Consider the following 23,747-nt stretch of genomic DNA (forward strand, 5'->3'; position numbering starts at 1 on the left):
TGGAGGGGGTCAGTCTCTCCCCTGTTCCCCAAAGTCCCGCCTGCCATAGCTCGCGCCGCTGAAATACAGACCGTGGGCAGGGACATTCGCGCCCGCCTGCGCCCGCTGACGGGAGGCCAGGATTCCAGTCACCGCACTCGCCTCCAGTTTGCCCGCGCCGACGAGCAGCAGCGTGCCGACCAGCCCGCGCACCATATGGCGCAGAAAGCTCTGGCCCGCGACGTGGATTTCCCAGATGGGCTGGCCGGACACGATGCTCAGGCCACGCAATTCCCGCACCGTCTGGCGGTCCTCCTGGGTGGCAAAGGCGGCGAAGTCGTGGGTGCCGGTCAGGCTGGCGGCGGCGGCGTTCATGGCCTCCGCGTCCAGTTCGCCTCGCACATGCAGGGCGCGGCCCTCCCACAGGGGGTGTCGGTGCGGTGTTCGCAGCACCCGGTACACATAGCGCCGCTCGGCACAGGAAAAGCGGGCGTGGAAGCCGGACGGGGCCTGTGCGGCTTCCAGCACGGCCAGCGTCGGCGGCAGATGGGCGTTCAGCGCCCGCGCCAGCCGGGGCAGCGGCACCCCAAAGCCCTCGGGCACGTCCATATGCACCGGCATGGCCTCGGCGTGGACTCCGGCGTCGGTGCGTCCGGCGGCGACGGGACGAAACACGGCTGGGGTCAGGTGCTGGAATGCCCCCTGCAAAGTGTCCTGCACGCTGGGAGCGCTGGCCTGGGATTGCCATCCGGCGTAGGCCGCGCCGTCCCAGCCCACGGTCAGCCGGAGCCGGACGTGGCCCGCTGGCGGAATATAGCGGCGGCGGGTGTCGGTCATGCCGCACAGGGTAGCGTCAGCACGTCTCACGGAAACTGAATCCCAGCAGGTATGATTTCTGGCGTGAAGAACGTCCTGTGCGCCGCGCTGGGAAGATCGATACTGTGTAGCCTGATCCTGAGCGGCCTGCTGCTGCTGACCGGCTGGGCGGGAGCGGCCACCTCGTACCGGGTCAGATCCGGCGACACCCTGGGCCAGATCGCGGCCCGCGCGGGCCTGAGCGTGAAACAGGTGCAGGCGGCCAATCCAAAATTGCGCGGGAAAACTGTCGTGCAGGCGGGCTGGGGGCTGACCCTCCCGGCCCGGCCCGGCGCGGCCACCCAGTACCGCGTGCGTTCTGGCGACAGCCTGAGCGTGATCGCCAAGCGGTACGACATCTCGCTGTCGCAGTTGCTGCGGGCCAATCCAAAGTATGCGGGCGGCAAACCGGTCCAGGTGGGCGTGCTGGTCAAGATTCCGGCGCGCACGGTGACGGCCAGTTCCACACGGACCCCCGCCGCCACCGTCCGCACCGCCAGCACGTCCAGCCGTGGGGATGGGTGGCTGTGGCCGCTGAGCAGGTATCACACCATCAGCAGCGGCTACGGGGAGCGAACGCTGGAAGGCGACTCCGAGATGCATTACGGCGTGGACATCGTGGCCCCGCTGGGCACCCCCGTCCGGGCGGCCCGCAGCGGACGGGTGCTGGAATCACGGCCCGACTTCGAGCGCGGCTGGGGCTGGACCGTGGTGATCGAACACCCGGACGGCTGGATCACCCGGTATGCCCACCTGAGCGTCAACCTGATCAGGAAGGGCGAACTGGTCAGCCAGGGACAGACGATAGGCCGGGTGGGCAACACGGGCCGCAGCACCGGGCCGCATCTGCATTTCGGCACCTATCTGCGCTGGAATCCGCGCGATCCGCTGGGGCTGTACTGAGGACTGGAATGATAAAAAGAGTGCATTACGCCGAGGCGCGCGGGGACAACGCCGAGACCCTACTGCGTGAGTTTTTAGGAAGTCTGCCTGCCCGCTCCGGTTTCCTGGGCGCGGAATTGCTGGGCAGCCCTGAGCAGCCGGGCCTGTATCTGGTGGCGAGTCGCTGGGCCGCAGAGGTGCCGGAACTGAGCGTGCCAGACGGCGTGAAAGCATGGAGCTTCGAGGTTCTGGCCGAAGCCTAAGCCTTTCGGGCGCCCGCGTGCCAGTGCGCCGCCGATAGGCGCGAGGGCCACTACAGCCGCCTGAGCGTCCGCGCCGTGCAGGGCGGTCTGCTGGCCGCGCCGCTGACCTACGGACAGGATGAAACGCCTGCTGAACTGGTCAGCTCCCTGTCCCAACTGCTTCGGCCCGACTGCTCCAGGCGACAGCAAAAGGGCAGCGCGCCCTGCTGGTTTACCGGCTGCAAGCGGCAGATTTGCATAACCTGAGCTACACCCCGGTTCCCGCCTCCCAGATCAAAGTCCAGTCTCCTTATACGGATTCCGTTTGTTTCGTGTAGAAATCGGGACAGCGCCGATTCCTACACTCCACGTCCGGCATCCGTTTTTCTCCTTCTCGCTCCGCTCGGATTACGGGTGTTTTCAACACCCTCTAATCGGAGTCCGTATTAAACCTCGGGCAGGTAGCCCCCCACCTGCTCCAGCAGGTCGCGCGCCGTCAGATCGAGGCGCACCGGGGTCACGCTGATCATGCCACTTTGCACCGCGCCGTAATCGGTGGTTTCGTCTTGGGCGTCCTCGGCGCGGCTGACCCCGGCGACCCAGTGGTAATCACGGCCCTCGGGGTCCTGGCGGGTGACCACGCTGTCCTCCCAGCGGTGGTGGCCCACGGCAGTCACGCGCACGCCCGAAGCTGGGCGGCTGGGAAAATTGACGTTCAGCAGCGTGCGCGGCGGCAGGCCGTGGGCCAGCACCTGCCGGGCCAGTTTCGCGGCGTAGGCGGCTCCGGCGGCAAAGTCGTATTCGCCGTCCGGCCCGCTCTGCTGACTGAAGGCAATGCTCGGCAGCCCCAGCGACAGCCCCTCGATGGCCGCCGCCACCGTGCCCGAATGCGTCAGGTCATCGCCCAGATTGGGGCCGAGGTTAATCCCACTGACCACCAGATCGGGGCGGCCCAGCAACTGCACGCCCAGCACCACGCAGTCGGCGGGCGTGCCGTCTACCCGGTAGGCGGGAATGTCACCGAAGCCCGCCGCCGCCGTGTGCTTGAACCGCAGCGGGCGGCGGATGGTGATGCCGTGGCCCACGGCAGACTGCTCGACATCCGGCGCAACCACCGTCACGTCGGCAAATTCGCTCATGGCGAGACCCAGCGCCTTGATGCCCGGCGAGAAGATGCCGTCGTCGTTGGATACCAGAATGCGTGGGCGGGCCGTTGTTGCTGTTGAAGTTTGGCTCATCCCCCGAAGGCTAGCGCGGGGGCAGCGGTGTGAAGTTCGAGGGATGACACGAAAACGCCCTGCCCCACGGTCAACGGACGCGGTTCAGTTATTGTTCCTCGAATCCCTCCCAAACCAAAGGAATCCAAAAAGCCCCCGTCAACCCTACCGAAAGAGCAACCGAAGGCCGTCGGGCGCACAGCGCACGGGCCGCATTGGGCGTGACGGAGCCGGGCATCAGACCCGGACGCCGCCGCCCTCTCCCGCCGCCGACATTCATAAACTCGTGCCTAGCGCAGCGCTGCTCCCCCTGCCCCTCTGGGGAAGGGGGCTGGGGGGTGGGGCTGCCCGAGTGACACCTCAACTCCGGGTCACCTCACGCAGCACCCAGCCGGAAGCGCGAACTACTTCCCCTGCTGCGCCAGTTTCAGGTAATACGCGCTGGACTTGTCGTTCGGGTTCAGGGCCACAGCGCGGCCATAGGCTTCGGCAGCCCCGGCATAGTTCTTCGCCTCGTAGCGGGTACGACCCAGCCACGCCCAGGCTTTGGCGTAGTCGGGATTCTGGGTGGTGGCCTGCTGAAAACCACTTTCCGCCGCCCCCTTATCGCCGCCCGAATATTTGCTGTAGGCGGCGCGGAAGGTCCGCACGGCGTCCAGGCCGAACTGACTGCCCTCCTGCGCCAGCGCGAGGTTGAATTTGTCGGTGGCGTCGGCTCCGGGCAGGGCCACTGCGCCCTGGTAGGCAGCCAGCGCGGCCTGGGCATTGCCCATAGCAAGCGCCAGCTTGCCCGCCTGCCGCCACGCCTCGGCAAAGTTGGGGGCGCTCTGGGCGGCGGCCTGGAAGCCTTCCAGCGCCTTGTCCTTGCGCCCAGCGTCCAGATCAGCGTAAGCGCGGCTGAACGCCCCGGTGGCGGCGGGGCCGTAATCGGCAGCCTTCTGGGCCAGACCCTGGAAATACTTCAGGGACTTGTCGGCTGGCGTCAGAGCCACGGCCTGGGCGTACAGCGTCTGGGCGCGGGCGTAATCGCCGCCTTCCAGCGCGGTGCGGGCGGCCCAGCCCGCGCACTGGGCACTTTGAGGATCGAGGTTCAGGCACTCCGCGAAGTAGCGGGCGGCAAGATCCGGCTGGCTGCGGACATAGGCCGAGTACCCCAGGTTATACTGCGCCGCGCCCGCCTGCTGGGCCTCCGGGCTGCCGGGGACGGCAGGAACGATCTTGAAATACGCCGCCCAGGTCACTTCCGCCTGACGCCAGAAGCCCACCTCGGTGTAGATCTGGGCGCGCAGTTTCAGGTAGTCGGCATTGCCAGATTCGGCCAGCACGGCGGCCTCAGCGGCGGCGGCAGCCTGGGTCCACAGCGCCTGATCGATATTGGCGCTGCCCTTCGGGTACGCCGCTCGGGCCTCGTCGGCAAATTTCTGCGCGGCGGCAGCGGCGTCGGCGGCGCTGGCATAGGTCACGGGCTGTGGGGCGAAGGCGGACTGTCCAGCGGGTGTAGGAGCAGGCTGGGCAGTGTCCTGGGCCAGAGCGGGAGCGGCGCTCAGTCCCAGCACCAGCAGGACACGAACGGCCAGAGCGGCGGGCATACGTTTGGGGTTAGACATCTGGGAACCTCCGGGAATTGAGGGCTGGCTGAAATCGAGAGCTAGGCTGGGGGCGACGGATACTCCTTCTGACCCTAGACGTGGGCCGTGGGCAGTTCGTGAGAACGGCTTGCACCCGGCCAATCTCCAGTTGAGGCTCCGGGGGGGGGCTTTCAAGAACCGCCCGAAAACCGCCTACAACCAGCCGCGTTCCCGCGCCGTCCGGGCCGCCTCGGTGCGGTTCTCCGCGCCCAGCTTGCCAATCGCCTCGGACAGGTAGTTGCGGACGGTGCCCTCGGACAGGTGAAGGCGGGCGGCGATGGCGGCGGTACTCGCCCCGGCCTCGGCCTCGGCCAGGACCTGACGCTCGCGCTCGGTCAGTGGGGAGGCGTCGGCCCAGGCTTCTCCAGCCAGTTCGGGGTCAATCGCCCGGCCCCCAGCGTGAACGCGGCGGATGGCGTCGGCCAGCTCGGAAGCGGGAGCGTCTTTAAGGAGATAGCCGCGCGCCCCGACTTCCAGCGCCCGCCGCAGATAGCCGCCCCGCGCGAAGGTGGTCACGATGATCACGCGCACCCCCGGCAGCTCGGCCCGCACGCGTTCGGCCAGATTGAGGCCGCTCAGGCGGGGCATCTCGATATCGGTGACCAGCACATCCGGTTTCAGCTCGCGCACGGCGTCTAACGCCGCCTCGCCGTCTGCCGCCTGCCCCACCACCTCCAGATCGTCCTCCAGCGACAGCAGCGCAGAAAGTGCGCCCCGCACCAGCGCCTGATCTTCAGCGAGAAGGACGCGGATCATGGTTGCCTCTGGCAACGTGGAGGGTGGATAGTTGACGGTTGATGGAAATACTGACCATCAACCGTCAACCATTGACCATCAACCTCCCTCACGCCCGCACCATCCCGCCTACCGCCGCTGTCGCTTCTGCCGCTGGAATCTGCGCCGTCAGGGTCGTGCCGCCCTCGCCCCCGCGTTCCAGCGTGCCGCCAATCGCCCGCAGGCGTTCGCGCATCCCGGTCAGGCCGCTGCCCTCGGCACTCAATCCACCCACGCCGTCGTCGCGCACCGTCAAGCGGTGGCCGCCCGCGCTGGGAACCAGAGAAATCCAGACTTCCTTTGCACGGGCGTGGCGCACGATGTTGGTCACGGCCTCACGCAGCAGCATGGCGGCGCTGGCCTCGGTCTGGGGGGTCAGGCCGGGCAGTGCGGCGCTGACATTCATTTTCACGCCCGCCGCGTCCAGTGCCACCTTCGCACGGGCCAGTTCCGCATTCAGGCCGCTGCCCTGATAGCCGCGCACCGCCGAACGCACTTCCTGAAGCGCCTCGCGGGAAATCCGCTCCACCTCGCGGATTTCTGCGGCGGCGCGGGCCGGATCACGTTCGGCCAGCCGGCTGGCCAGTTCGCTTTTCAGCACGATCACACTCAGGGTGTGCCCCAGGATGTCGTGCAGGTCGCGTGCAATGCGTTCGCGCTCAGCGTCGGCGGCCAGCTTTTCCTTCTCGGCCTGCACCTGCACCAGTTGCACATCGGCCACCGTGCGGCGGTATGAGGCATGGTTGGCATAGGCGGCCACCAGGCTAAAGACCATGTTCGGCCCCAGCCACGCCAGATCTTCAAGGGTGTACTGCCCGTTGTAGAACGGCGCGGCCATGACCATCACATTGAACACCGCCAGCCACAGCGCCAGCGACACGCGCCCCTGAAAGCCGATGATGCTCGCGCCGTAGATCAGGAAGGCCGTGGCACCGCCGCCCGTCACTGGAAACAGCACAAAGTAGGCCACCAGCGAATAGGCCCAGCCTGCCAGCGCCCAGCCGGGGCCATCCCTGCGGTAGAAAAAGACCTGTATATACACAGCCAGAAAGCCTGCGGTCATCCCCCAGAACAGCAACCACTGGGCAGGTGGGCGTGGATGATCGAAGAATCCAATGATCGGGTAGGCCAGAAAGACCAACCAGAACATGGGAAACAGGTTCCAGAAGTTGATTTTCTTGCGGCTGGGCGGGCAAGCGGTCATGGCGCGCTCAGTGCGTGCAGGGGGCGGCGGTCCACGCCGGCCAATTGAAACTCTTCAAACATGACCCGGAAGCCTTCCCGCTGAGGACTACAGGCCACCACGCCCACGCGGGCGCGCAGGCCAGGAGGGAAGGGAGCGACGCGGAGGAGTGTCCACGGTGCATTCACATCGGCGCGGGCGTGCAGGATCAGGGCGTCATCGCGGCGAATCATGCGGAAAATCACCTCTGAATGCTCGTCGGCGGGCTGCACGCTCCAGTCCGACTTCTCGTGCGTGACCACGGCGCTCCACTGCTGCCTGCCCACGTATTCCACCCCCACCTTGCACCAGTGCTGGGCGTCTGCCCGCAGCATCAACCCGGCCTGATCGTAGAGTTCGGCGTACTCGCCGCGCACCCGCACGGTGGCCGTGAACTCGTCCGGGGCGTCCCGCAGGAAGGCGTGTCCATCGTCGCGGACAAAACCGTACTGCGTTTCGCGCCAGAAATCGCCCCCTTTCGCGGTGACGACTTCCAGCGTTCCGTCCTCGTGTGCGGCCCAGCTTTGCGGTTCGGCGTGCCACCCGAAGGCTGACCAGGACTGGGACATACCTTTATTCTCCCCCAAAATCACAGGCCGCGCGCTTCGTCCCTCTTCAGGCCCCACAGGGCCAGCCCGCCGAAGACCACCGCGTAACCGGCCAGATACAGCCAGTGGGTCAGCTCGCCGGAGGTGTTGCCGGTCACGCTTCCCCAGCCGATCTGCGCCAGGTGGTAGGTGGGCAGGTAAGGGGCCAGTTTCTGCATGACATCGGGGAGCTGACTGAGCGGTACGAACAGCCCGCTGGCAAAGGACATCAGCACGCTGACCACGTTGGCGATCACGTTGGCGGCGGTGGGGTTGATCAGAAAGCCGATCATGAAGCCCAGCGCGATCAGCGGCACGCTGCCCAGCAGCAGTTTGCCCAGGATGCTCAGCGCCAGCCCCAGCGGTAAGGTCACGCCACCCGCGAAGTGCGCGAAAGTGTACAGCAGGCTCAGGCTCAGGGCGCTGAAGCAGAGCGCGGCCACCACCTTGCCCAGAAAGTACAGCGGCGCAGGCATGGGCGAGGCCCGCAGCAGCCGCAGCCAGCCCCCGGTGCGCTCGGCGGCCACCGCCAGCCCGAAGGAGTACATGGCGAGCGTGAGCAGCGAGTACGTCCCAAAGCTGACCAGGATGTAACGCCCCACATTGGTGCCGTCCGGCATCTGCTCATGCACATTGGGCAGCCCGAACAGCGCGAACCACAGGATCGGAAAGCCTACCGTGCCCACAAAGAACATCGGATTGCGAACCATCTTGCGCAACTCTGAAAGAACCAGTTGCCCCAATGCGGGGAGGGGTGCAGCCTGGCGGGTGGCGGCGATGGGGGCGGGCAGGGTGAGGGTGGTGGTCTGGGTCATGGGGTGGCTCCTTTTGGGGGTGAGAGGGTGAAATTGAGGTGGAGTTCCTGGGGTGGCTGTTTGCGGTTTAACCCCTCAGTCAGCTTCGCTGCCAGCTCCCCTCAAAAGGGGGCCAGGAAGGGCAGAAGACCGTGCAGCACGCAAATCTCCTTGCCTCCCTTCTAAGGGGAGGTGGCGCGTGGCGCCGGAGGGGTCAAACCGTGGCGGCAACCCCACAACCCCCACCGTCAACCCGCCTTCCTCGGCTCAGCCGTCAGCGTCAGGAAGGCGTCTTCCAGGCTGGCGCGGCTGACCTCCAGCTCATTGAAGGGAATGTTCCGGGCGTACAGGGCGCGCAACACTTCTTCCGGCTGGCGTGTCCGCAGATCGGCGTGGCCGCGTGAATCCACCGTGGCCCCCTCCACCCCTGGCAACGCCTCCAACTCGGCCAGCACCAGATCGGAGGTGAAGCGTACCCGGCTGGTCAGCACGCTGCCGCGCAGGCTTTCGGGGGTGCCGTCGGCCAGAACGCTCCCGGCGTTCATGACCACAACACGGTCTGCGGTGCGCTCGGCTTCCTCCAGGTAATGGGTGGTGAGGAGGATGGTACGCCCGGCAGCCTTCAGGCCGTCCACAGCAGCCCAGAACGCCTGACGCGAACTGGCATCCATGCCCGTCGTCGGCTCGTCCAGAAACAGCACCTGCGGGTTGCCCACCACGGCCAGCGCGAAGGCCAGCCGCCGCGCCTGCCCGCCGGAGAGTGCGCCCGCACGGCGTCCGGCCACGTCAGCAAGTTGGGCCAGTTCCAGCGCCTTGTTCACTTCCAGCGGCGCGGGGTACAGGCGCGAAAATAGGGTGACCGCCTCACGCACGGTCAGCGCCTGCGGAATCGCACTTTCCTGCGGCATGGAGCCGATGCCCGCGCGCACGGTGTCGTGTTTGGGGTCCTCCCCCAGCACGCGCACCGTGCCGCGCGTGGGCTTCGCCAGCCCCAGCATCAGCGAGATGGCGGTGGTCTTGCCCGCCCCGTTCGGCCCCAGCAGCGCCGTCAATTCCCCGGCCCGCACGTCCAGCGTCAGTCCCCTGAGCGCCTCTACTTTTCCGAAGGTCTTGTCCACGCCGCTCAGCTCGATTGCGTTCATAAGCTCAGCTTTGGCTTTTCGGGGGCTGGGGCGTAGTGCCGGGTGTCAGGCGGTGGGGGTGACACTTGTCACCTCTGGGGGGCAAGCGAACGCCCGGGCTTAGCCGCCGCCGCTTCCTCTGCTACCCTGAATCCCACATGACTTCACAAGAATCCGTGCGCTACAGCGCCGTGGTGCTGGGCGGCGGCGATCCGGGCGACGAGTTCGCGGCGGCGCATGGCGTGCCGGTCAAGCCGCTGATCCCGGTGAACGGCGAGCCGATGGCGCTGTACGTGCTGCGCGCCCTGCACGGCAGCGGGCGGGTGGCACGCATCGCCTATGTCGGCCCCACCACGCCCGAGATTGAGGCGCTGATCGACCTGCGCGTGACCGACAACGGCTCCTTGCTGGGCAATCTGGAGGCCGGGGTAGAAGCGCTGGAGGCAGGCGGCGTCCGCAAGGGCGAGCGCGTGCTGGTGGTCACGGCAGACATTCCCATGCTGACCGCCGGAGAGGTTCAGGATGTGCTGGACAGCGCCTCCACCGACGCTGCGCTGGTCTACCCGGTGGTCCGGCGCGAGGTCTGCGAGGCGGCCTATCCCGGCGTGCGGCGCACCTACGCCCGGCTGCGCGGCGGCTCGTTTACCGGGGGCAACCTGTTTATCCTCGATCCGGCGCTGATCAGCCAGTTCCTGCCCCGGCTGCGCGAGGTGCTGGCGGCGCGCAAGGCCCCGCTGAAGCTGGCGGGCCTGATCGGGCCGGGCATCTTCATCAAGCTGCTGACGGGTCGCCTGACGGTAGAAGCTCTGGAGGCCAAAGTGTCGAGCCTGCTGGGCGTGCAGGCCCGCGCGCTGATCACCCCCCACGCGGCGGTGGGCACGGACGTGGACCAGGACGAGGATCTGGCACTGGCCGAGGCGTATCTGAGAGGCAAAAAAAACCCGCTCTGAAGGCTGAACGGGTCAGGCTGCCGGGGACGGGACTTCCCGATCTTCAACCCCCATCACCCCCCGAAAAGCTGTGCCCGTTCACCCTTGCGTCGCCCTTCCCGGCTGTGCATACTGTCCTTCATGACCCATATCATCACCAGTCCCTGCATTGGCACCAAGGATCAGGCTTGCACCGAGGTCTGCCCGGTGGAGTGCATCTACGACGCCGGAGAGATGTACCTGATCCATCCCGACGAGTGCATCGACTGCGGCGCATGCGTCCCCGCCTGCCCGGTCAGCGCCATCTTCCCCGAGGAAGACGTGCCCGCCGGAGAGGAGAGCTTCATCGCCCGCAACCACGAGTTTTTCGGGGCCTGATTTTCGCCCGATAGTTCCAACCGATTCTGATAGCTCCCGGTCACCCGCCGGGAGTTTTACTTTGCCGTCTGCCCGAGAGGTTCCAGAATTGCCCCTGTCGCCCCCTTGCACTCTATCCAGACTTCCTGTATTCTCTTTCTTCGTGCGCTGACCAGGAAGGGCCTGGCAGCCGGAGAGTACCCCCATTTTCAATATCCACGGACATGCTGCTCGTGACGCGCTGATTAGAAGACACGCGCTCGTTGGGACAAAGGCATTTGGTGGTCACTGGGGCAGTTGTGCTTTCCCGAAAGGACTACAAATGAACTTTGACCAACTGATTGCGCCCGAACTTGCGGCGCGTCTCGCTGAGCGCGGTATTATCGAAGCCACTCCTATCCAGGAAGACAGCCTGCCCCAGACTCTGGAAGGCCGTGACCTGATTGGCCGCGCCCGCACCGGCACCGGCAAGACCCTGGCCTTTGCCCTGCCGATCATCAGCAAGCTGGAGGGCAGCCGTGAACGTGGCCGCCTGCCGCGCGCCATCGTGATCACCCCCACCCGCGAGCTGGCCAAGCAGGTGGCGGAAGAATTCAGCAAGACCGGCGTGGATCTGGTGACGGTCACCGTCTACGGCGGCGCGGCCTACGCCCCCCAGGAAAACGCCCTGCGCCGTGGCGTGGACGTGATCGTCGGCACCCCCGGACGCCTGATCGATCACCTGGAACGCGGCAACATCGACCTGAGCGGCGTGCAGTTTGCCGTGCTGGACGAGGCCGACGAGATGCTGAGCGTGGGCTTTGCGGAAGCGATTGAAACCATCCTCCAGAACGCGCCCGCAGACCGCCAGACCATGCTGTTCAGCGCGACCATCAGCCAGGAAGTCAAGCGCCTGAGCCAGAAGTACATGCAGAATCCCATCATCGTGGACACTGTGGGTTCCGGCAAGAACCAGACCGCGCAGACCGTGGAACACCTCAAGGTGCGCGTGGGCCGCAGCCGCACCCGTGTGCTGGCCGATCTGCTGACCGTCTACAACCCCGAAAAGGCGATTGTCTTCACCCGTACCAAGCGCGAGGCCGACGAACTGGCCAACGAGCTGATCCACCGGGGTCTGGAAGCCGAGGCGCTGCACGGCGATCTGGCCCAGAGCCAGCGTGAGCGTGCGCTGGGAGCCTTCCGCAGCGGGCGTGCAGGCGTGCTGGTGGCCACCGACGTGGCGGCCCGTGGCCTGGACATCCCCGAAGTCGATCTGGTGGTTCAGTTCCACCTGCCCCAGGACCCCGACAGCTACATCCACCGTTCGGGCCGCACCGGACGCGCGGGCCGCACCGGCACCGCCATCATCATGTACGGCGACCGCGAGAACCGCGAGATGTCCGGCCTGGAGCGCGTGACTGGCGTACGTTTTATCGAGCGCCAGATTCCCACCCCTGCCGAAGTGGCCGCTGCCAGCGCCCGCGCCGGAGCCGACATGATCCGCAAGGTGGACCCCAGTGTCGCCGCCAACTTCCAGGAGCAGGCCGAGATGCTGTTCAGCGAACTGGGTCTGGACGCCCTGGCCCGCGCGCTGGCCAAGATCAGCGGCGTGACCGAGCCTGCCAAGGCCGCCAGCCTGCTGAGCGGTGAGGAAGGGCTGACCACCATCATCCTGCACGGCGAGCGCCTGAGCGTGGCCCGTAGCGTGGCCCTGCTGGCCCGAGTCGGCGATGTGGACACCCGTCGCCTGGGTAAACTGCGCCAGTGGCGCGGCGGCACCGTGGCCGACATCCCCAGCGAATTTATCGCCAAGCTGATGGCCGCCAACCCACTGGAAGGCGAAATTCAGATCGAAATCGCCAAGGAACTGCCCGAACTGTTCGAGGCCCCCACCCGTGAGCGCCGTGATGGCGGTTACCAAGGCGGAGGCCGTGGGCGCGGCAGCCGCGACGAGGGTGGCTACCGTGGACAGGGCGGCGGCTACCAGGGCGGACGCAGCAACCAGGGTCAGGGTGGCGGAGGCTACCAGGGCCAGGGCGGCGGCAACCGTGGCGGCCAGAGCAACAGTGGCCAGGGCGGAGGTCAGGGCCGCTGGAGCCGTGACCGCAATGAGGGTGGCAACAGCCAGCCCCGCCGCGAGGAATTCGCTGACCGCGAGTTCGTGAACAACCGCTGATAGAAGTGGATTGAGAAGCGCCCCTGCCTGATGGTGGGGGCGCTTCTTGTTGTTTCTAGGGAAATAGATTACTTATCTACATTTAACAGATTCATCGTCCAGCGTTGGCCGGATTGTCGCAACTTAATCTTATCCCCAGTCGTTGCCCCCAGAGCAGTCAAGACTTCAACTGGCAAGCGTATCCAACCGTCATCACCAATCTCAACCTCAACAGGCTTACGCCACCGATTTCCAATTGACCGCACAGTGTTTTCTTGCACAGTCGTTACATTCAGATTTTCCAATCTATTGTCATTCCGTTTTTCATTCACATGATCGACCCAGTATCCTGGTGGAATCGGACCCTTCAGTGCTATGTAAACGAAGCGATGAATATAAATGTTTTTCTTAGCCCGTTCACCCTCCTGAAGATTCAGCCCCTTAATTTCCTGACTTACAAGCCCGAAAAGATGTTTGGGAATGCGAAGCGTCACCCGTGCATACCCATTATCTTGCTCACTTCCGATGTAACTCTGCGTCGTGTGATTGTAAACACGTCCATCCGGCAAGGCAGAGTAAAGGCCGTGCCTCACGACAAATTCCACAAGATCATTCTCAAATTCACTGCCCATGTGATTATCTTTTTTTGCCATACCAAAATAGTAGGGCACTAGGGCACACTTGTCAAGCGGTGGTGTTTCTCCCACCTCCAGGCCATCTTGTCTGCCCCAGTAGAGGTACGAAATTCTTCTTGAGGCAAAGTTCTGCTGCTCAATCACGAGACAGCAACTCCTAATTTCCCATCGGGTCAACCAACTTCAAACCTGTAAACACGCTGTCATACACGGTGCGGTCAAACCCCATCACATCCAGACCATGATGCTCGGCGTGGGCGGCGATCAGGAAATCAGGGAGAATCCGGCGGGGCAGGTTCCCTGAGCGGCGCAGTTGGGCGTACTCGCCCTGCCGGACTCCAGCCAGTTCCCAGACTGCCTGGGGCATACTCCACATCACCGAAATTCGAGTCAGATTCAGCCAGTTCTGGTATCGGCTCCAATCTGGCCTGGCCCGCAATTCGCTGTAAACGACTGGCGAGATGACGTATCCCTGGTGTTGCTCCCGGATTAAAGCCGCGAGCGCTTCCACATGCCTGGAATCCGCCGACTCCAGCGCAGAGATAATCACATTCGTATCCAAGGAAATCACTCCTGCTGTGCCTCGTCATCCTCTGTCCAGCCGCGCAATTCCCGGATTTCCTGATAGGCGTCTCGTGGCGGGCCACCGTGGCTGACGTGCTGTCGGGTCAGCGCCTCAAAGTCATTGGCGGCGGGGATCAGGTGCAGTTGACCGTTACGAACCTGAATGGCAACCTTGTCGCCGGGCTGGAGGCGGAGTTGCCGGAACGCCTCAGCGGGAATGGTGATTTGCCGCTTGCTGCTGATGGTTCCCTCAAAGGTATTCTCCAATTCTCCTGGCTTGGTAGCTGCTTGCTTGGTGGTCATGACCAAGCCTACCATGTCATTCCTTGACCGCCTATCTAGCCCACCTTGCCCAACGCCCCCCCAAACCCGTAAACTGCACGGCATGAGTGCGAACCTCGTGGTCGTAATTCTCAGCATCGGGGGTTTTCGAGGCTGAGCAACGCGCCATGCCGCACACCCCCGCCCCAGCAGAGGCGGGGGATTTTTTTTAGGAGGCTTTATGGGACAGGCAGACGGTAAGGATGTGGGCGGTCAAGACTTGAACAGTACCCACCTGGACAGGGGCGAGATGACCGGCGCGAAGGCGCTGTGGGCCACGCTGGCAAACCACGGCATCAGCACCGTGTTCGGCTATCCCGGTGGCGCGATCATGCCGGTGTACGACGCGCTGACCTATTACCCGGAGGTGCGGCATGTGCTGGGGCGGCACGAGCAGGGTTCCATCCACGCCGCCGAAGGCTGGGCCAAAGCGACGGGCGAGATCGGCGTGTGCATCGCCACCAGCGGCCCCGGCGCAACCAATCTGGTCACGGGTCTGGCCGATGCCATGATGGACAGCGTGCCGCTCTTGGCAATCACGGGCAACGTGGCCCGCCACCTGATGGGAACCGATGCCTTTCAGGAGGCCGACATCACCGGCATCACCCTGCCCGTCACCAAGCACAACTACGTGGTGCGCGACGTGGAGGAGCTGCCCCAGATCATCGCCGAGGCCATTCGGATTGCCCGCACGGGACGCCCCGGCCCGGTGCTGGTGGACATTCCCAAGGATGTTCAGATGGCCCCCTTCCACGGTGAGATTCCCACGCCACACGCCCGCCCGGAGATTCCCGCGCCGTCCGGCGAATCCATTGCGCGGGCGCTGGAACTGCTGAAAAGTGCGAAGAAGCCCGTGATCATGGCCGGGGGCGGTTCGCTGGACGCCTCCGCCGAAATTACCGCGCTGGCCCGCGCCTGGGACATTCCCGTCATCACCACGTTGATGGGCCTGGGAGCCTTCCCCGCCAGCGATCCGCTGTGGCTGGGCATGCCAGGGATGCACGGCAGCGTGGCCGCCAACCGCGCGATTTCCGAGGCCGACGTGCTGCTGGGCATCGGCCTGCGCTTTGATGACCGCGTGACCGGACGGGTCAACGGCTTTGCGCCCAACGCCGCCATCATTCACATTGAGCTGGACGCCGCCGAGATTGGCAAGATCATCCGCACGCATGTGCCAGTGCGCGGGGACGCAAAAGTCGCCGCTGCCAAGCTGACCGAGGGAGCCGTGAAAGGCGAGTGGCCCGAGTGGACCGCGCAGATCACCGAGTGGAAGGGCCGCAACGAGACGCCCGATCACTGGGGCGCAGGCTACGCGGTCAAGGCCGTGGTGGACCGCCTGACCCCGGACGACATCCTGAGCAGCGACGTGGGGCAGCACCAGATGCTGTGTGCCCAACTGGCCCGCTTTGAAAAGCCCCGGCGCTGGCTCAACTCCGGCGGACTGGGCACGATGGGCTTCGGTTTCCCGGCAGCCATCGGCGCAGGCATGGCTGAACCCGGTGTCCGCAGCGTGGTCATCGCGGGCGACGGCGGCTTCCAGATGACGGCGCAGGAACTGGCGACGCTGAAGATGTACGACATCCGCAACGTCAAGATCTGCATCATCAACAACTCTTATCTGGGCATGGTGCGGCAGTGGCAGGAAATGTTCCACGGCAAGCGCTACTCGGAAGTGTGGCTGGGCGACTCCAACCCCGATTTCCTGAAACTGGCCGACGCCTACGACGTGCCGGGCTACCGCGCCAGCAGTATCGAGGAATTGCCCGGCGCAATCGACGCGTGGCTGGCCGATCCCAAATCCGCCCTGCTGGAAGTGGTGGTGCCGCACGAACACGGCGTCTTCCCGATGGTTCCCGCCGGGGCCGCGCTGTACGAGATGATCGAATCCGATCCCCAGCGGGCCGCCGAACTGAAAGCCCAATTGGCCGACGCTCCGATGAACGACGCCCCCATGAACGAGGTGAACGACGCATGACCGATCCCGTCCCCTACGATCAACTGCTGTCCATCCTGGTGCGCGACGAACCGCGTGTCCTGACCCGCATCACCGCGCTGTTCGGGCGGCGCGGCTACAACATCAAGAGCCTGAGCGTAGGCAGCACCGAACATCCCGGCGTCTCGCGCATGACCATCGTGGTTCACGGCGACCGGGGCGTGGTGGAGCAGGCCATCCGCCAGTTAGAGAAATTGCACGACGTGGTGAAGATCATTGACCACAGCCTGGAAAAATACGTGGACCGCGAGATGGTGCTGGTCAAGGTGGCGATCACGCCCGACAACCGAGTGGAAGTGCGCCAGATTGCCGAGGACTTCCGCAGCCGGATCGTGGACGTGGGCCGCCACGCGCTGACCTTTGAAGTCACGGGCGACGAGGGCAAGCTGACCGCCTTTATCGAGCAGATGCGCCCGTTTGGCATCCTGGAAACCATGCGGACGGGCCGCATCGCCCTGACGCGCGGTTCTAATGCCGATATCGCCAGCCACATCTACCATGACGGCGAATCGGAGGCTTTGCGGCCCGCAGTTGAGGGGTTGGAGGCTCGGGAGGAGCGGGCGAGAGGCGTACCCAATTTGTTTTAAGCAGTGGTAAAAGCTCGTTGTTACGCTGATTTTATGGGTAAGCGCCACAGCCTGACCCCTCCGCCCCTCCGGGGCACCTCCCCTTAGAAGGGAGGCAAGAGGTGCGGAATTGCTGTGCCTGTGGCTTTTCTCGGCTCCCTTTTGAGGGGAGCTGGCTGCGCAGCAGACTGAGGGTTTTCTCTTCATCCCCGCCTCCCCTAGCCCACATTCCCCCTTTCACCCCCACCTGTAGGAGAATTCAGAAATGGCTGCCAAAATGTATTACGACAGAGACGTGGACACCGCCCCCATCGAGAACAAACTGATCGCCATCATCGGCTACGGTTCGCAGGCGCACGCGCACGCGCAGAACCTGCGGGACAGCGGCTTTAATGTCGTGGTGGGCCTGCGCGACGGCAGCAGCAGCAAGGCCAAGGCCGAGCAGGCCGGGCTGCGCGTGGCAAGCATCGAGGACGCCACCAAGGAAGCGGACGTGGTCATGCTCCTGATTCCCGACGAGAACCAGCCCAAGACTTACACCGAGAGCATCGAGCCGCACCTGACGGACGGCAAGGCGCTGGCCTTCGGCCACGGCTTCAATGTCCACTTCGGGCGCATCAAGCCGCCTGCGGGCGTGGACGTGTTCCTGGTTGCGCCCAAAGGCCCAGGTCACATGCTGCGCCGCGTGTATGCCGACGGCGCAGGGATGCCCGGCATCTTCGCCGTGGGGCAGGACGCCACTGGCAAGGCGCGCGATATTGCGCTGGCCTATGCGCGCGGCATCGGCTGCACCCGCGCGGGCGTGCTGGAAACCACCTTCAAGGAAGAGACCGAGACTGATCTGTTCGGCGAGCAGAGCGTGCTGTGCGGCGGCGTGACCCACCTGATTCAGGCGGGCTTCGAGACGCTGGTGGACGCCGGATATCAGCCCGAAATCGCTTACTTTGAAACGCTGCACGAGGTCAAACTGATCGTCGATCTGATCTACGAGAAGGGCTTCGAGGGCATGCGCCACAGCATCTCCAACACCGCCGAATTCGGCGACTATGTGACCGGGCCGCGCATCATCACGGATGACACCAAGGCCACCATGAAGTCGGTGCTGAGCGACATCCAGACCGGCAAGTTCGCCGAGCGTTTCATTGAGGACGCCGAGAACGGCTTCCCGTACATGAACGAGCAGCGCACCAAGATGCGCGACCACAAGCTCGAAACCGTGGGCAAGGAACTGCGCGACATGATGCCCTTTATCAGCAAGAAAGAGCTGGAAGTTTAAGCGTCCAGTCCAGCCGTTCAAGGAAAGCTCTCTCCCAGGTGGAGGGGGCTTTCTTCTTTGGGGCCTGCGCCGTGGCCTCCTCACCATGCCGCCTTTGGGGCGTCTCTTTCCCGCAAGGGCGAAGGGTTTTCTACATCCCCCCCCGTGGGTTCACATCCACCCGCACCCTGGCCTTCCAAGTCTTGCTGTCCAGTACCTTCAAGAGTTCGGACAGGCGGGCGTCGTTGCGGGCGCGCAGGAACAGGTGATAGGGGTACACGCCGCGCAGGCGGGCCACGGGGCTGGGCGCGGGACCGAGAACCTCGTGTGTGGTGGCCCCGGCGGCGTACAGCGCCTCGGCCAGTTCTGTCGCTGCCGTCTGGGCACGCCTGGCCTCGCGGGCGGTGATTTCCACCTGGGCCAGCCGGGCGTGCGGCGGGTAGCCCAGCTCCTTGCGGGCGCGTTCCTCGGCTGCCGGGTAGGCCAGGGTGTCTCGCCCCTCGGCCAGTACCTTCAGCGCCGGGTGATCGGCCTGGAAGGTCTGCACCACCAGCAGCGGTGCGCGGGCGGGGTGCCATTCGGCCAGTTGCCGCAGCAGGCGGTGATAGCGCTCGGAGGCCCGGAAGTCGGACACGTTCAGCCACGTATCGGCCAGCGTGATCGCCACCAGCGCCAGATTCGGCGGCGCGTCGTGCGACAGCAACAACTGCGTGCCTACTATCACCCCCGGCTCTCCGTCATACAGCGGGGCCAGGGGGTCCTGACGGTCCTTGTCCATGCGGTAGACGGGCATTCCTGGCAGTAGCTTGCCCACCTCCTGCGCGATCCATTCGGTGCCGGGGCCACGGGCCTTCCACATCTGCTCGCCGCAGTTGTCGCAGCGGTCTGGCATGGATTCGTGATAGCCGCACTGGTGGCAGGTCATCTGGCGGGTGGCCTGATGAAAGCGCAGCGGCATGTCGCAGTTGCGGCACTGCGGGGTGTGTTCGCAGTTGGGACAGCGCAGCAGTGCCGAATAGCCGCGCCGGGGGGCCAGCAGAACGGCCTGCCGTCCGCGTTCCTGCCCCTGCCGCAGCAGCCGGGCCAGATCGTGGCTGATCGGGTAGCCCATGTCGCCCATGCCCAGATGCGCGCCGCTGAGGGGGCCGAGGGTGGGCTGCTCGGGGGGCGTGGCGTAATCCACGATATGCACGCGGGCGCGCGGCGGCGGCAGCACCGCGCCGGGCCACGGCACGCTCTCGGCGGCAGGGGTGGCTCCCAGGGCGGCCAGTGGAATGTCGTGCGCGGCGGCCACCCGCGCGGCGATGTCCGGCACGAAGGCCCGCGAACCGGAGAGGAGCTTGTGGGCGTCGCTGCCCTCCTCCAGCACCACGATCAAGGCGAGGTCTTCCAGCGGCGCGGCCAGGGCGTGGGCGCTGCCGATGACCAGACGCGCCGCACCCTTGCGAACCAGCTCCCAGGTGTGGGCGCGCTGAATTTCATTAAGCTGCCCACTGAGCTGCACGGCGCGGGTTCCGGCGTGGGCGGCCAGCCCGGACAGCCCCTCCCAGGCGCGGCGCAGGGTGGCGTGATCGGGAGCGAGGACCAGCACACTCCGGCCCTGGCCCAGCAGCCGCAACACACGCGGCGCGAGGGTGCGGAAGCGCGAGGCCGCCCGCCCGCCATGCAAGCGCCACAGCGGGGCTTCGGGCAGGCGGTCTGGGGAATCGTCATTCACTTCCAGAGTCACCGCCTCGGGCAGCATTGGCGGCGGCGCAAGCACCTGCACGGTGTCGGCCCAGCCACGCGCCAGCAGCGTTCCTGCGGCGGTGGGCGACAGCGGCACGCCGTCCGCGCTCGCACCACTGGCCCAGCCGCTCAGGGTGTCCTGCGGCCCCGCCTCGTCCAGCCACTTCCAGGCGGGCGGAGGCGGGGCCACTTCGGCCACATAATGCGCGCCACCTGCATTCAGGACGCCATTCACGACGCTACCACTGACTCCAGCGGCTTTGGCCCAGCCACTTAAGGTGTCGTGCGGGCCATAGTCGCTCAGCCAGGCGTGGGCGTGCGTCTGCCGGGGCGTCAGCGGGGCGGGAGCGGGGATCACGGCATGCAGAGCCGTCACGGCACGGGCAGCGGCAGGAACATCAATCAGTCGGCGGGCACGGATGACGGTTTTGGTGCGGGGGCGCAGATCAACGCGTTCTTCCAGCAGTCCCTGTTCGCGCACGGCGTCCAGCAGAGCAGGGTGAAACGCGCCCGCATCCGTCCACAGCGTCGTCGGAGCTTTGCGGGCAAAGGCACTCAGATCCGCCCCCTCCACCGCGCGAACCGTATGGATATAGTCCGCCGTCCAGCCCACGCCCAGCAAGTCTCCCCAGATCAGCCCGGCAGGAATGCGGGCGTCCTGCGCCCAGGCACACACGCCCGCCACCGTTTCAGGCGAAACCCAGGGGCAGGCCGGGGCGTCCAGCACATGCACGGCCTCGCGCAGACGGTACGCGCCGCGCGCCTCGGTCTCTCCCACCACCAGTCCCACCACCAGTTCGCCGCGCCAGGGGATCAGCACCCGGCAACCCGTGGGGACCTCTCCCACCCAGCCGTGTGGAGCGCTGAAATCCTGCGCTGGGACGGGCAGATTGACCACCACCAGCCACGGTTGCGGGATGGGAGCGGCGGAGGCAGTCACATCCCGCAGGCTAGCGCGGCGTGGCATTGGGCAAGAGTGAGCGAGTGGACTGATACGGACTCCGATTAGAGGGTGTTGAAAACACCCGTAATCCGAGCGGGAGGAGCAGCGTCCTCATGGGCGTCTGTTCGCGACGATAGCGAGAAGAAGAGAAACGGGTGCCGGACGTGGAGTGTAGGAATCGGCGCTGTCCCGATTTCTACACGAAACAAACGGAGTTCGTATGACAGCCCAGGCTCCAGCATTGCGTTCTCAGCAACTCTGGGCACGGACATGGCGTAATGGAAGCGTGAAATCCCCGCGCACCCGCACCGTCAAGAGCACCCCAAAACAAGGCTCCGGCCTGGGCAAACTGCTGGTCTACGCGCCCATCGCCCTGGAACTCCTGAGCCTGATCCGCCGCAGCCAGAGCAAGAAGCGTGGCAAGTACGTCAAGGCACGCAAACGGGACCGCGCGCTGGATTTCCTGCTGGGTCAGGCACAGCGCACGGTAGGGGGTGGGAAACGGGGGCGACGCTGAGACCAGAAGTGAGATTCATTGCCCTGACCCAGCAGGAAGGGAGGAAAGCTTACGCCCCTCCCCCCCCTCTTGTAGATAGAACGTGCCTCCTACAGCACCCGGAATGCCAGAAACCCCGCCCCGATCCCCAGCAGAATGCCCATCAGCACCTCCAGATAGGTGTGGCCCAGCAGCACCCGCACGGGCAGCGGCGCGAAGCCCGCGCGGACCACGTCCCTCAGTTCGCTGATCAGCTCATTGAGAAGCGCGCCCTGCTGGCCGCTGGCGTGGCGAACCCCGGTGGCGTCATACATGACGATCAGGGCGAAAACGGAGCTGATGGCGAAGGTCGCGCTGCCCACGCCTTCAGACAGCCCGACGCCAGTGGTCAGGGCCGCCACCATCGCGCTGTGGCTGCTGGGCATCCCGCCCGTTTCCATGAAGGCGGTGGGCCGCCAGCGCCGCGTGATCAGCAGGATCAGGAAGACCTTGACCAGTTGGGCCGCCGTGGAAGCCAGAATGGCGGTCCACAGCCAGCGGTTGCTCAGCAGCTCAGCGAACGAGTTCACCGGCAACCCCCAGATCAGTTTGTACAGCGTCAGTTGGTGCGGCGTCAGTCTGTGCAGAATCAGAATAGGCAGCGTGTTGCAGTTCGGCGGCCCGCACGGTGTTGGCCAGCAACTGCGCCACCGTCATGGGACCGACACCGCCAGGCACCAGGGTCAGCGCCCCGGCCACCGCCGCCACGTCCGGGTGAACGTCGCCCACCAGATGTCCCTTTCCCTCCGCATTCAGCACGCGGTTGATGCCCACGTCGATCACAGTTGCGCCGGGCTTGACCATCTCCGGCGTGATCAGGTCCGGGCGTCCGGCGGCGGCGATCAGGATGTCGGCCTCGCGGGTCACGGCCCCCAGATCGCGGGTGCGGCTGTGGGCCACGGTGACGGTGGCATCGGCGTTCAGCAGCAGAGCGGCCAGGGGGCGGCCCACCAGATGGCTGCGGCCCACGATCACGGCCCGCGCGCCCGCCACCGGAATCCCGTAATGCTCCAGAAGGTACATGATCCCGGCGGGCGTGCAGGGCGTCAGCGCCGGGCGGCCCGCCCACAGCTCGCCCACATTGAGGGGATGAAAGCCGTCCACGTCCTTGCGCGGATCGATGGCGTGCAGCACGGCGGCCTCGGCAATCTGCGGGGGCAGCGGCAACTGGACCAGAATGCCGTTCACGTCGTCGTCGCGGTTGAGGGTGTCGATCAGGGCCAGCAATTGGGCCTGGGAGGTGGTTTCGGGCAGGGCGTGGACGGTACTCCGCAGCCCTACCTCGCCCGCCTTGCGCGATTTGCCGCGCACGTAGCTGGCGCTGGCGGGATCGTCCCCCACGCGCACGATGACCAGATTGGGCGGGGTGGGCAGCCGGGAGGCCCGCGCTGCCGCGTCCGCCAGCAGCGCCGCCGCGACGGGAGGCCCCGCCAGCACCCGTGCGCTCATTCGCGCTCCTCTGACCCGCGTTCCTCCACTTCCGCTGGGCGCTGTTCGTCCAGCTCCTGCTCATCCATTTGCGGCACGGCGGGGGCGGTTTTCATGCTGCGGCTGAGGCCCGCCAGGACGCCGTTGACAAACTTGCCGGAATCGTCTCCGCCGAACTTGCGCGCAATACGTACGGCACTCTCGATCACCGGGGGATGAGGCTCGCCGGTATAGCCCATCTCGAAGGTAGCCAGCCGCAGCACATTCAGATCCGTCTGGGCCATCTGCCCGAAGCTCCAGCCGCGAATCGTGCGGTGCAGCGTCTCGTCGATGGCCGCGCGGTGCGTCTGGAGGCCGTCCACCAGCTCACGGGCAAAGATCAGGGCCTCCTCGTTCAGGCGGGGAAAGGTGTCGTCGCCCTCGCGCATCTGGCCCTCGGCGCGGGTAAAGACGGTTTCCAGCGGTAGATCGCCCCGGTCCGCCTCGAACAGGGCGCGGAAGGCGAACTCGCGGGCGGCGCGGCGCGTGCCCACCGGCTGGGCGGCCCTGTCCTGGGCAGAACGGTCGCGGCGGCGGGTCAAGACTGGCCCTTGAGCGCTGGCGCGGGGGGCACGCACACGCCCTGCACGGTCACGTTCACGGCGCTGACCTTCAGGCCGGTCATGAGTTCGATGTTCTCGCCCACCGCGCGCTGCACCTGACGCGACACGTTCACCAGATTCTGGCCGAAATCCACGTTCAGGCCCACGTCCACGCTGACGCTGCCGCCGTCACGGGTCACGCGCAGGGCGCGGGGTTTGCGTGCGCCGGTCTGATTACGCAGCACCTCACCCACGTTCAGGGGAGTGGGCGCGACTTCGGTGCCGTCGATCCCGGTGATGGTGGTGGCGGCGATGTCCATCAGGACGCTCTTGCTGATCTCGACTTCGGGATGCGCCTCGCCGGGTTGCGGCGTTTTTATTTGCTTTGCAGGTTTGCTTGCCATTGTGAATCGTGCCTCCGCGCGCGGGCCGAGTGGTGCGCCGCGCCAGTGGGGAACAGTTTAGAGGCTGGGGCGG

The 23,747-nt window shown here is 65.7% G+C and carries 25 protein-coding genes; 9 read left to right on the forward strand and 16 right to left on the reverse strand.

Translation table 11 applies throughout. The annotated features are described in order from the left end of the window. Window positions 1–9: 9 nt before the first annotated feature. A complete protein-coding gene (truA, locus tag BOO71_RS03045; protein ID WP_075830504.1) occupies window positions 10–816 on the reverse strand; it encodes a tRNA pseudouridine(38-40) synthase TruA in 807 nt (268 codons plus the stop codon). 63 nt (window positions 817–879) lie between these two features. On the opposite strand from truA, the gene BOO71_RS03050 reads away from it, so the two are divergent. Together BOO71_RS03050 and BOO71_RS03055 are read left to right on the forward strand one after the other, a co-directional pair. Then, window positions 880–1,737 carry a M23 family metallopeptidase gene (locus BOO71_RS03050; protein ID WP_254842998.1) on the forward strand — a complete coding sequence of 286 codons (858 nt, stop codon included), beginning with the start codon at window positions 880–882 and terminating at the stop codon, window positions 1,735–1,737. 8 nt (window positions 1,738–1,745) lie between these two features. Then, complete coding sequence (locus tag BOO71_RS03055; RefSeq protein WP_075830506.1) at window positions 1,746–1,979, forward strand: hypothetical protein; 234 nt, start codon at window positions 1,746–1,748, stop codon at window positions 1,977–1,979. 425 nt (window positions 1,980–2,404) lie between these two features. Here BOO71_RS03055 and surE read toward each other — a convergent pair whose 3' ends face one another. The 7 genes from surE to BOO71_RS03090 form a co-directional block, all read right to left on the reverse strand. Further along, window positions 2,405–3,196: a 5'/3'-nucleotidase SurE gene (gene surE, locus BOO71_RS03060; RefSeq protein WP_075830507.1), complete on the reverse strand. Its 792-nt coding sequence runs from the start codon at window positions 3,194–3,196 to the stop codon at window positions 2,405–2,407. A gap of 383 nt (window positions 3,197–3,579) precedes the next feature. After that, a complete protein-coding gene (locus BOO71_RS03065; RefSeq protein WP_254842999.1) occupies window positions 3,580–4,782 on the reverse strand; it encodes a tetratricopeptide repeat protein in 1,203 nt (400 codons plus the stop codon). A gap of 174 nt (window positions 4,783–4,956) precedes the next feature. After that, complete coding sequence (locus BOO71_RS03070; protein WP_075830509.1) at window positions 4,957–5,559, reverse strand: response regulator transcription factor; 603 nt, start codon at window positions 5,557–5,559, stop codon at window positions 4,957–4,959. 88 nt (window positions 5,560–5,647) lie between these two features. Beyond that, window positions 5,648–6,781, reverse strand: a complete 1,134-nt coding sequence (locus BOO71_RS03075; RefSeq protein WP_075830510.1) for a sensor histidine kinase — start codon at window positions 6,779–6,781, stop codon at window positions 5,648–5,650. Further along, window positions 6,778–7,368 (reverse strand): DUF1349 domain-containing protein, encoded by a 591-nt coding sequence (locus BOO71_RS03080; protein ID WP_075830511.1) that lies wholly within the window; start codon window positions 7,366–7,368, stop codon window positions 6,778–6,780. The genes BOO71_RS03075 and BOO71_RS03080 overlap by 4 nt, the downstream gene beginning before the upstream one ends. Window positions 7,369–7,388: 20 nt before the next feature. After that, complete coding sequence (locus BOO71_RS03085; RefSeq protein WP_075830512.1) at window positions 7,389–8,201, reverse strand: ABC transporter permease; 813 nt, start codon at window positions 8,199–8,201, stop codon at window positions 7,389–7,391. Between the two features lie 227 nt (window positions 8,202–8,428). Next, window positions 8,429–9,322, reverse strand: coding sequence for an ABC transporter ATP-binding protein (locus BOO71_RS03090; protein WP_075830513.1), 894 nt, complete (start codon window positions 9,320–9,322; stop codon window positions 8,429–8,431). 137 nt (window positions 9,323–9,459) lie between these two features. On the opposite strand from BOO71_RS03090, the gene BOO71_RS03095 reads away from it, so the two are divergent. The 3 genes from BOO71_RS03095 to BOO71_RS03105 all read left to right on the forward strand — a co-directional run bounded on the left by BOO71_RS03095 (window position 9,460) and on the right by BOO71_RS03105 (window position 12,742). After that, complete coding sequence (locus BOO71_RS03095; RefSeq protein WP_075830514.1) at window positions 9,460–10,251, forward strand: NTP transferase domain-containing protein; 792 nt, start codon at window positions 9,460–9,462, stop codon at window positions 10,249–10,251. 120 nt (window positions 10,252–10,371) lie between these two features. Continuing rightward, the gene (locus BOO71_RS03100; protein ID WP_075830515.1) at window positions 10,372–10,608 is read left to right on the forward strand and encodes an indolepyruvate ferredoxin oxidoreductase subunit alpha; all 237 of its coding nucleotides are present in this window, start codon (window positions 10,372–10,374) and stop codon (window positions 10,606–10,608) included. A 301-nt stretch (window positions 10,609–10,909) separates the two neighbouring features. After that, window positions 10,910–12,742 carry a DEAD/DEAH box helicase gene (locus tag BOO71_RS03105; protein WP_075830516.1) on the forward strand — a complete coding sequence of 611 codons (1,833 nt, stop codon included), beginning with the start codon at window positions 10,910–10,912 and terminating at the stop codon, window positions 12,740–12,742. Window positions 12,743–12,810: 68 nt separating this feature from the next. On the opposite strand, the gene BOO71_RS03110 is transcribed toward BOO71_RS03105, so the two are convergent. From BOO71_RS03110 to BOO71_RS03120, 3 genes are read right to left on the reverse strand one after another with little or no spacing between them, the layout of a single operon-like run. Continuing rightward, on the reverse strand, window positions 12,811–13,500 hold the full coding sequence (locus BOO71_RS03110) for an HNH endonuclease signature motif containing protein (RefSeq protein ID WP_075830517.1): 690 nt from the start codon (window positions 13,498–13,500) through the stop codon (window positions 12,811–12,813). Between the two features lie 13 nt (window positions 13,501–13,513). Continuing rightward, window positions 13,514–13,918: a type II toxin-antitoxin system VapC family toxin gene (locus tag BOO71_RS03115; protein WP_217694835.1), complete on the reverse strand. Its 405-nt coding sequence runs from the start codon at window positions 13,916–13,918 to the stop codon at window positions 13,514–13,516. 5 nt (window positions 13,919–13,923) lie between these two features. Beyond that, entirely contained in the window at window positions 13,924–14,223 is a 300-nt protein-coding gene (locus tag BOO71_RS03120) for an AbrB/MazE/SpoVT family DNA-binding domain-containing protein (RefSeq protein WP_175607338.1), read from the reverse strand. Window positions 14,224–14,491: 268 nt separating this feature from the next. Here BOO71_RS03120 and ilvB point away from each other — a divergent pair, with 268 nt between their 5' ends. The 3 genes from ilvB to ilvC all read left to right on the forward strand — a co-directional run bounded on the left by ilvB (window position 14,492) and on the right by ilvC (window position 18,076). Beyond that, a complete protein-coding gene (gene ilvB, locus BOO71_RS03125) occupies window positions 14,492–16,216 on the forward strand; it encodes a biosynthetic-type acetolactate synthase large subunit (RefSeq protein WP_075830543.1) in 1,725 nt (574 codons plus the stop codon). Then, the gene (ilvN, locus tag BOO71_RS03130; protein WP_075830520.1) at window positions 16,213–16,821 is read left to right on the forward strand and encodes an acetolactate synthase small subunit; all 609 of its coding nucleotides are present in this window, start codon (window positions 16,213–16,215) and stop codon (window positions 16,819–16,821) included. Before ilvB ends, ilvN begins: the two co-directional genes overlap by 4 nt. A 244-nt stretch (window positions 16,822–17,065) precedes the next feature. Then, on the forward strand, window positions 17,066–18,076 hold the full coding sequence (gene ilvC, locus BOO71_RS03135; protein WP_075830521.1) for a ketol-acid reductoisomerase: 1,011 nt from the start codon (window positions 17,066–17,068) through the stop codon (window positions 18,074–18,076). 130 nt (window positions 18,077–18,206) lie between these two features. Here the strand turns inward: ilvC and priA are convergent, their stop codons facing one another. Continuing rightward, window positions 18,207–20,750, reverse strand: coding sequence for a replication restart helicase PriA (gene priA / locus BOO71_RS03140; protein WP_075830522.1), 2,544 nt, complete (start codon window positions 20,748–20,750; stop codon window positions 18,207–18,209). Window positions 20,751–21,012: 262 nt separating this feature from the next. Between priA and BOO71_RS03145 the strand changes: the two genes are divergently transcribed. Further along, window positions 21,013–21,243, forward strand: coding sequence for a hypothetical protein (locus BOO71_RS03145; protein WP_075830523.1), 231 nt, complete (start codon window positions 21,013–21,015; stop codon window positions 21,241–21,243). 89 nt (window positions 21,244–21,332) lie between these two features. Here BOO71_RS03145 and BOO71_RS03150 read toward each other — a convergent pair whose 3' ends face one another. Genes BOO71_RS03150 through BOO71_RS03165 form a run of 4 tightly spaced genes read right to left on the reverse strand, consistent with a single transcriptional unit; the run spans window position 21,333 to window position 23,674 of the window. Next, the gene (locus BOO71_RS03150; protein WP_075830524.1) at window positions 21,333–21,791 is read right to left on the reverse strand and encodes a divergent PAP2 family protein; all 459 of its coding nucleotides are present in this window, start codon (window positions 21,789–21,791) and stop codon (window positions 21,333–21,335) included. After that, a complete protein-coding gene (folD, locus tag BOO71_RS03155) occupies window positions 21,775–22,710 on the reverse strand; it encodes a bifunctional methylenetetrahydrofolate dehydrogenase/methenyltetrahydrofolate cyclohydrolase FolD (RefSeq protein ID WP_083652902.1) in 936 nt (311 codons plus the stop codon). The genes BOO71_RS03150 and folD overlap by 17 nt, the downstream gene beginning before the upstream one ends. Further along, entirely contained in the window at window positions 22,707–23,270 is a 564-nt protein-coding gene (gene nusB / locus BOO71_RS03160; RefSeq protein WP_075830525.1) for a transcription antitermination factor NusB, read from the reverse strand. The genes folD and nusB overlap by 4 nt, the downstream gene beginning before the upstream one ends. After that, the gene (locus BOO71_RS03165) at window positions 23,267–23,674 is read right to left on the reverse strand and encodes an Asp23/Gls24 family envelope stress response protein (RefSeq protein WP_075830526.1); all 408 of its coding nucleotides are present in this window, start codon (window positions 23,672–23,674) and stop codon (window positions 23,267–23,269) included. Before BOO71_RS03165 ends, nusB begins: the two co-directional genes overlap by 4 nt. Window positions 23,675–23,747 lie beyond the last annotated feature (73 nt).

Source organism: Deinococcus marmoris (assembly GCF_001949125.1).
GTDB classification, from domain to species: Bacteria; Deinococcota; Deinococci; order Deinococcales; family Deinococcaceae; genus Deinococcus; species Deinococcus marmoris_A.

Excerpts from the sequence above, each read along its gene's own strand:
- BOO71_RS03105 (WP_075830516.1), top strand. The coding sequence starts at position 10,910 with ATGAACTTTGACCAACTGATTGCGCCCGAACTTGCGGCGCGTCTCGCT.
- BOO71_RS03165 (WP_075830526.1), bottom strand. The coding sequence starts at position 23,674 with ATGGCAAGCAAACCTGCAAAGCAAATAAAAACGCCGCAACCCGGCGAG.
- BOO71_RS03075 (WP_075830510.1), bottom strand. The coding sequence starts at position 6,781 with ATGACCGCTTGCCCGCCCAGCCGCAAGAAAATCAACTTCTGGAACCTG.
- ilvC (WP_075830521.1), top strand. The coding sequence starts at position 17,066 with ATGGCTGCCAAAATGTATTACGACAGAGACGTGGACACCGCCCCCATC.
- BOO71_RS03080 (WP_075830511.1), bottom strand. The coding sequence starts at position 7,368 with ATGTCCCAGTCCTGGTCAGCCTTCGGGTGGCACGCCGAACCGCAAAGC.
- truA (WP_075830504.1), bottom strand. The coding sequence starts at position 816 with ATGACCGACACCCGCCGCCGCTATATTCCGCCAGCGGGCCACGTCCGG.
- BOO71_RS03095 (WP_075830514.1), top strand. The coding sequence starts at position 9,460 with ATGACTTCACAAGAATCCGTGCGCTACAGCGCCGTGGTGCTGGGCGGC.
- BOO71_RS03055 (WP_075830506.1), top strand. The coding sequence starts at position 1,746 with ATGATAAAAAGAGTGCATTACGCCGAGGCGCGCGGGGACAACGCCGAG.
- BOO71_RS03120 (WP_175607338.1), bottom strand. The coding sequence starts at position 14,223 with ATGACCACCAAGCAAGCAGCTACCAAGCCAGGAGAATTGGAGAATACC.
- BOO71_RS03090 (WP_075830513.1), bottom strand. The coding sequence starts at position 9,322 with ATGAACGCAATCGAGCTGAGCGGCGTGGACAAGACCTTCGGAAAAGTA.
- surE (WP_075830507.1), bottom strand. The coding sequence starts at position 3,196 with ATGAGCCAAACTTCAACAGCAACAACGGCCCGCCCACGCATTCTGGTA.
- folD (WP_083652902.1), bottom strand. The coding sequence starts at position 22,710 with ATGAGCGCACGGGTGCTGGCGGGGCCTCCCGTCGCGGCGGCGCTGCTG.
- priA (WP_075830522.1), bottom strand. The coding sequence starts at position 20,750 with ATGCCACGCCGCGCTAGCCTGCGGGATGTGACTGCCTCCGCCGCTCCC.
- BOO71_RS03065 (WP_254842999.1), bottom strand. The coding sequence starts at position 4,782 with ATGTCTAACCCCAAACGTATGCCCGCCGCTCTGGCCGTTCGTGTCCTG.
- BOO71_RS03100 (WP_075830515.1), top strand. The coding sequence starts at position 10,372 with ATGACCCATATCATCACCAGTCCCTGCATTGGCACCAAGGATCAGGCT.
- ilvN (WP_075830520.1), top strand. The coding sequence starts at position 16,213 with ATGACCGATCCCGTCCCCTACGATCAACTGCTGTCCATCCTGGTGCGC.
- BOO71_RS03070 (WP_075830509.1), bottom strand. The coding sequence starts at position 5,559 with ATGATCCGCGTCCTTCTCGCTGAAGATCAGGCGCTGGTGCGGGGCGCA.
- ilvB (WP_075830543.1), top strand. The coding sequence starts at position 14,492 with ATGACCGGCGCGAAGGCGCTGTGGGCCACGCTGGCAAACCACGGCATC.
- BOO71_RS03085 (WP_075830512.1), bottom strand. The coding sequence starts at position 8,201 with ATGACCCAGACCACCACCCTCACCCTGCCCGCCCCCATCGCCGCCACC.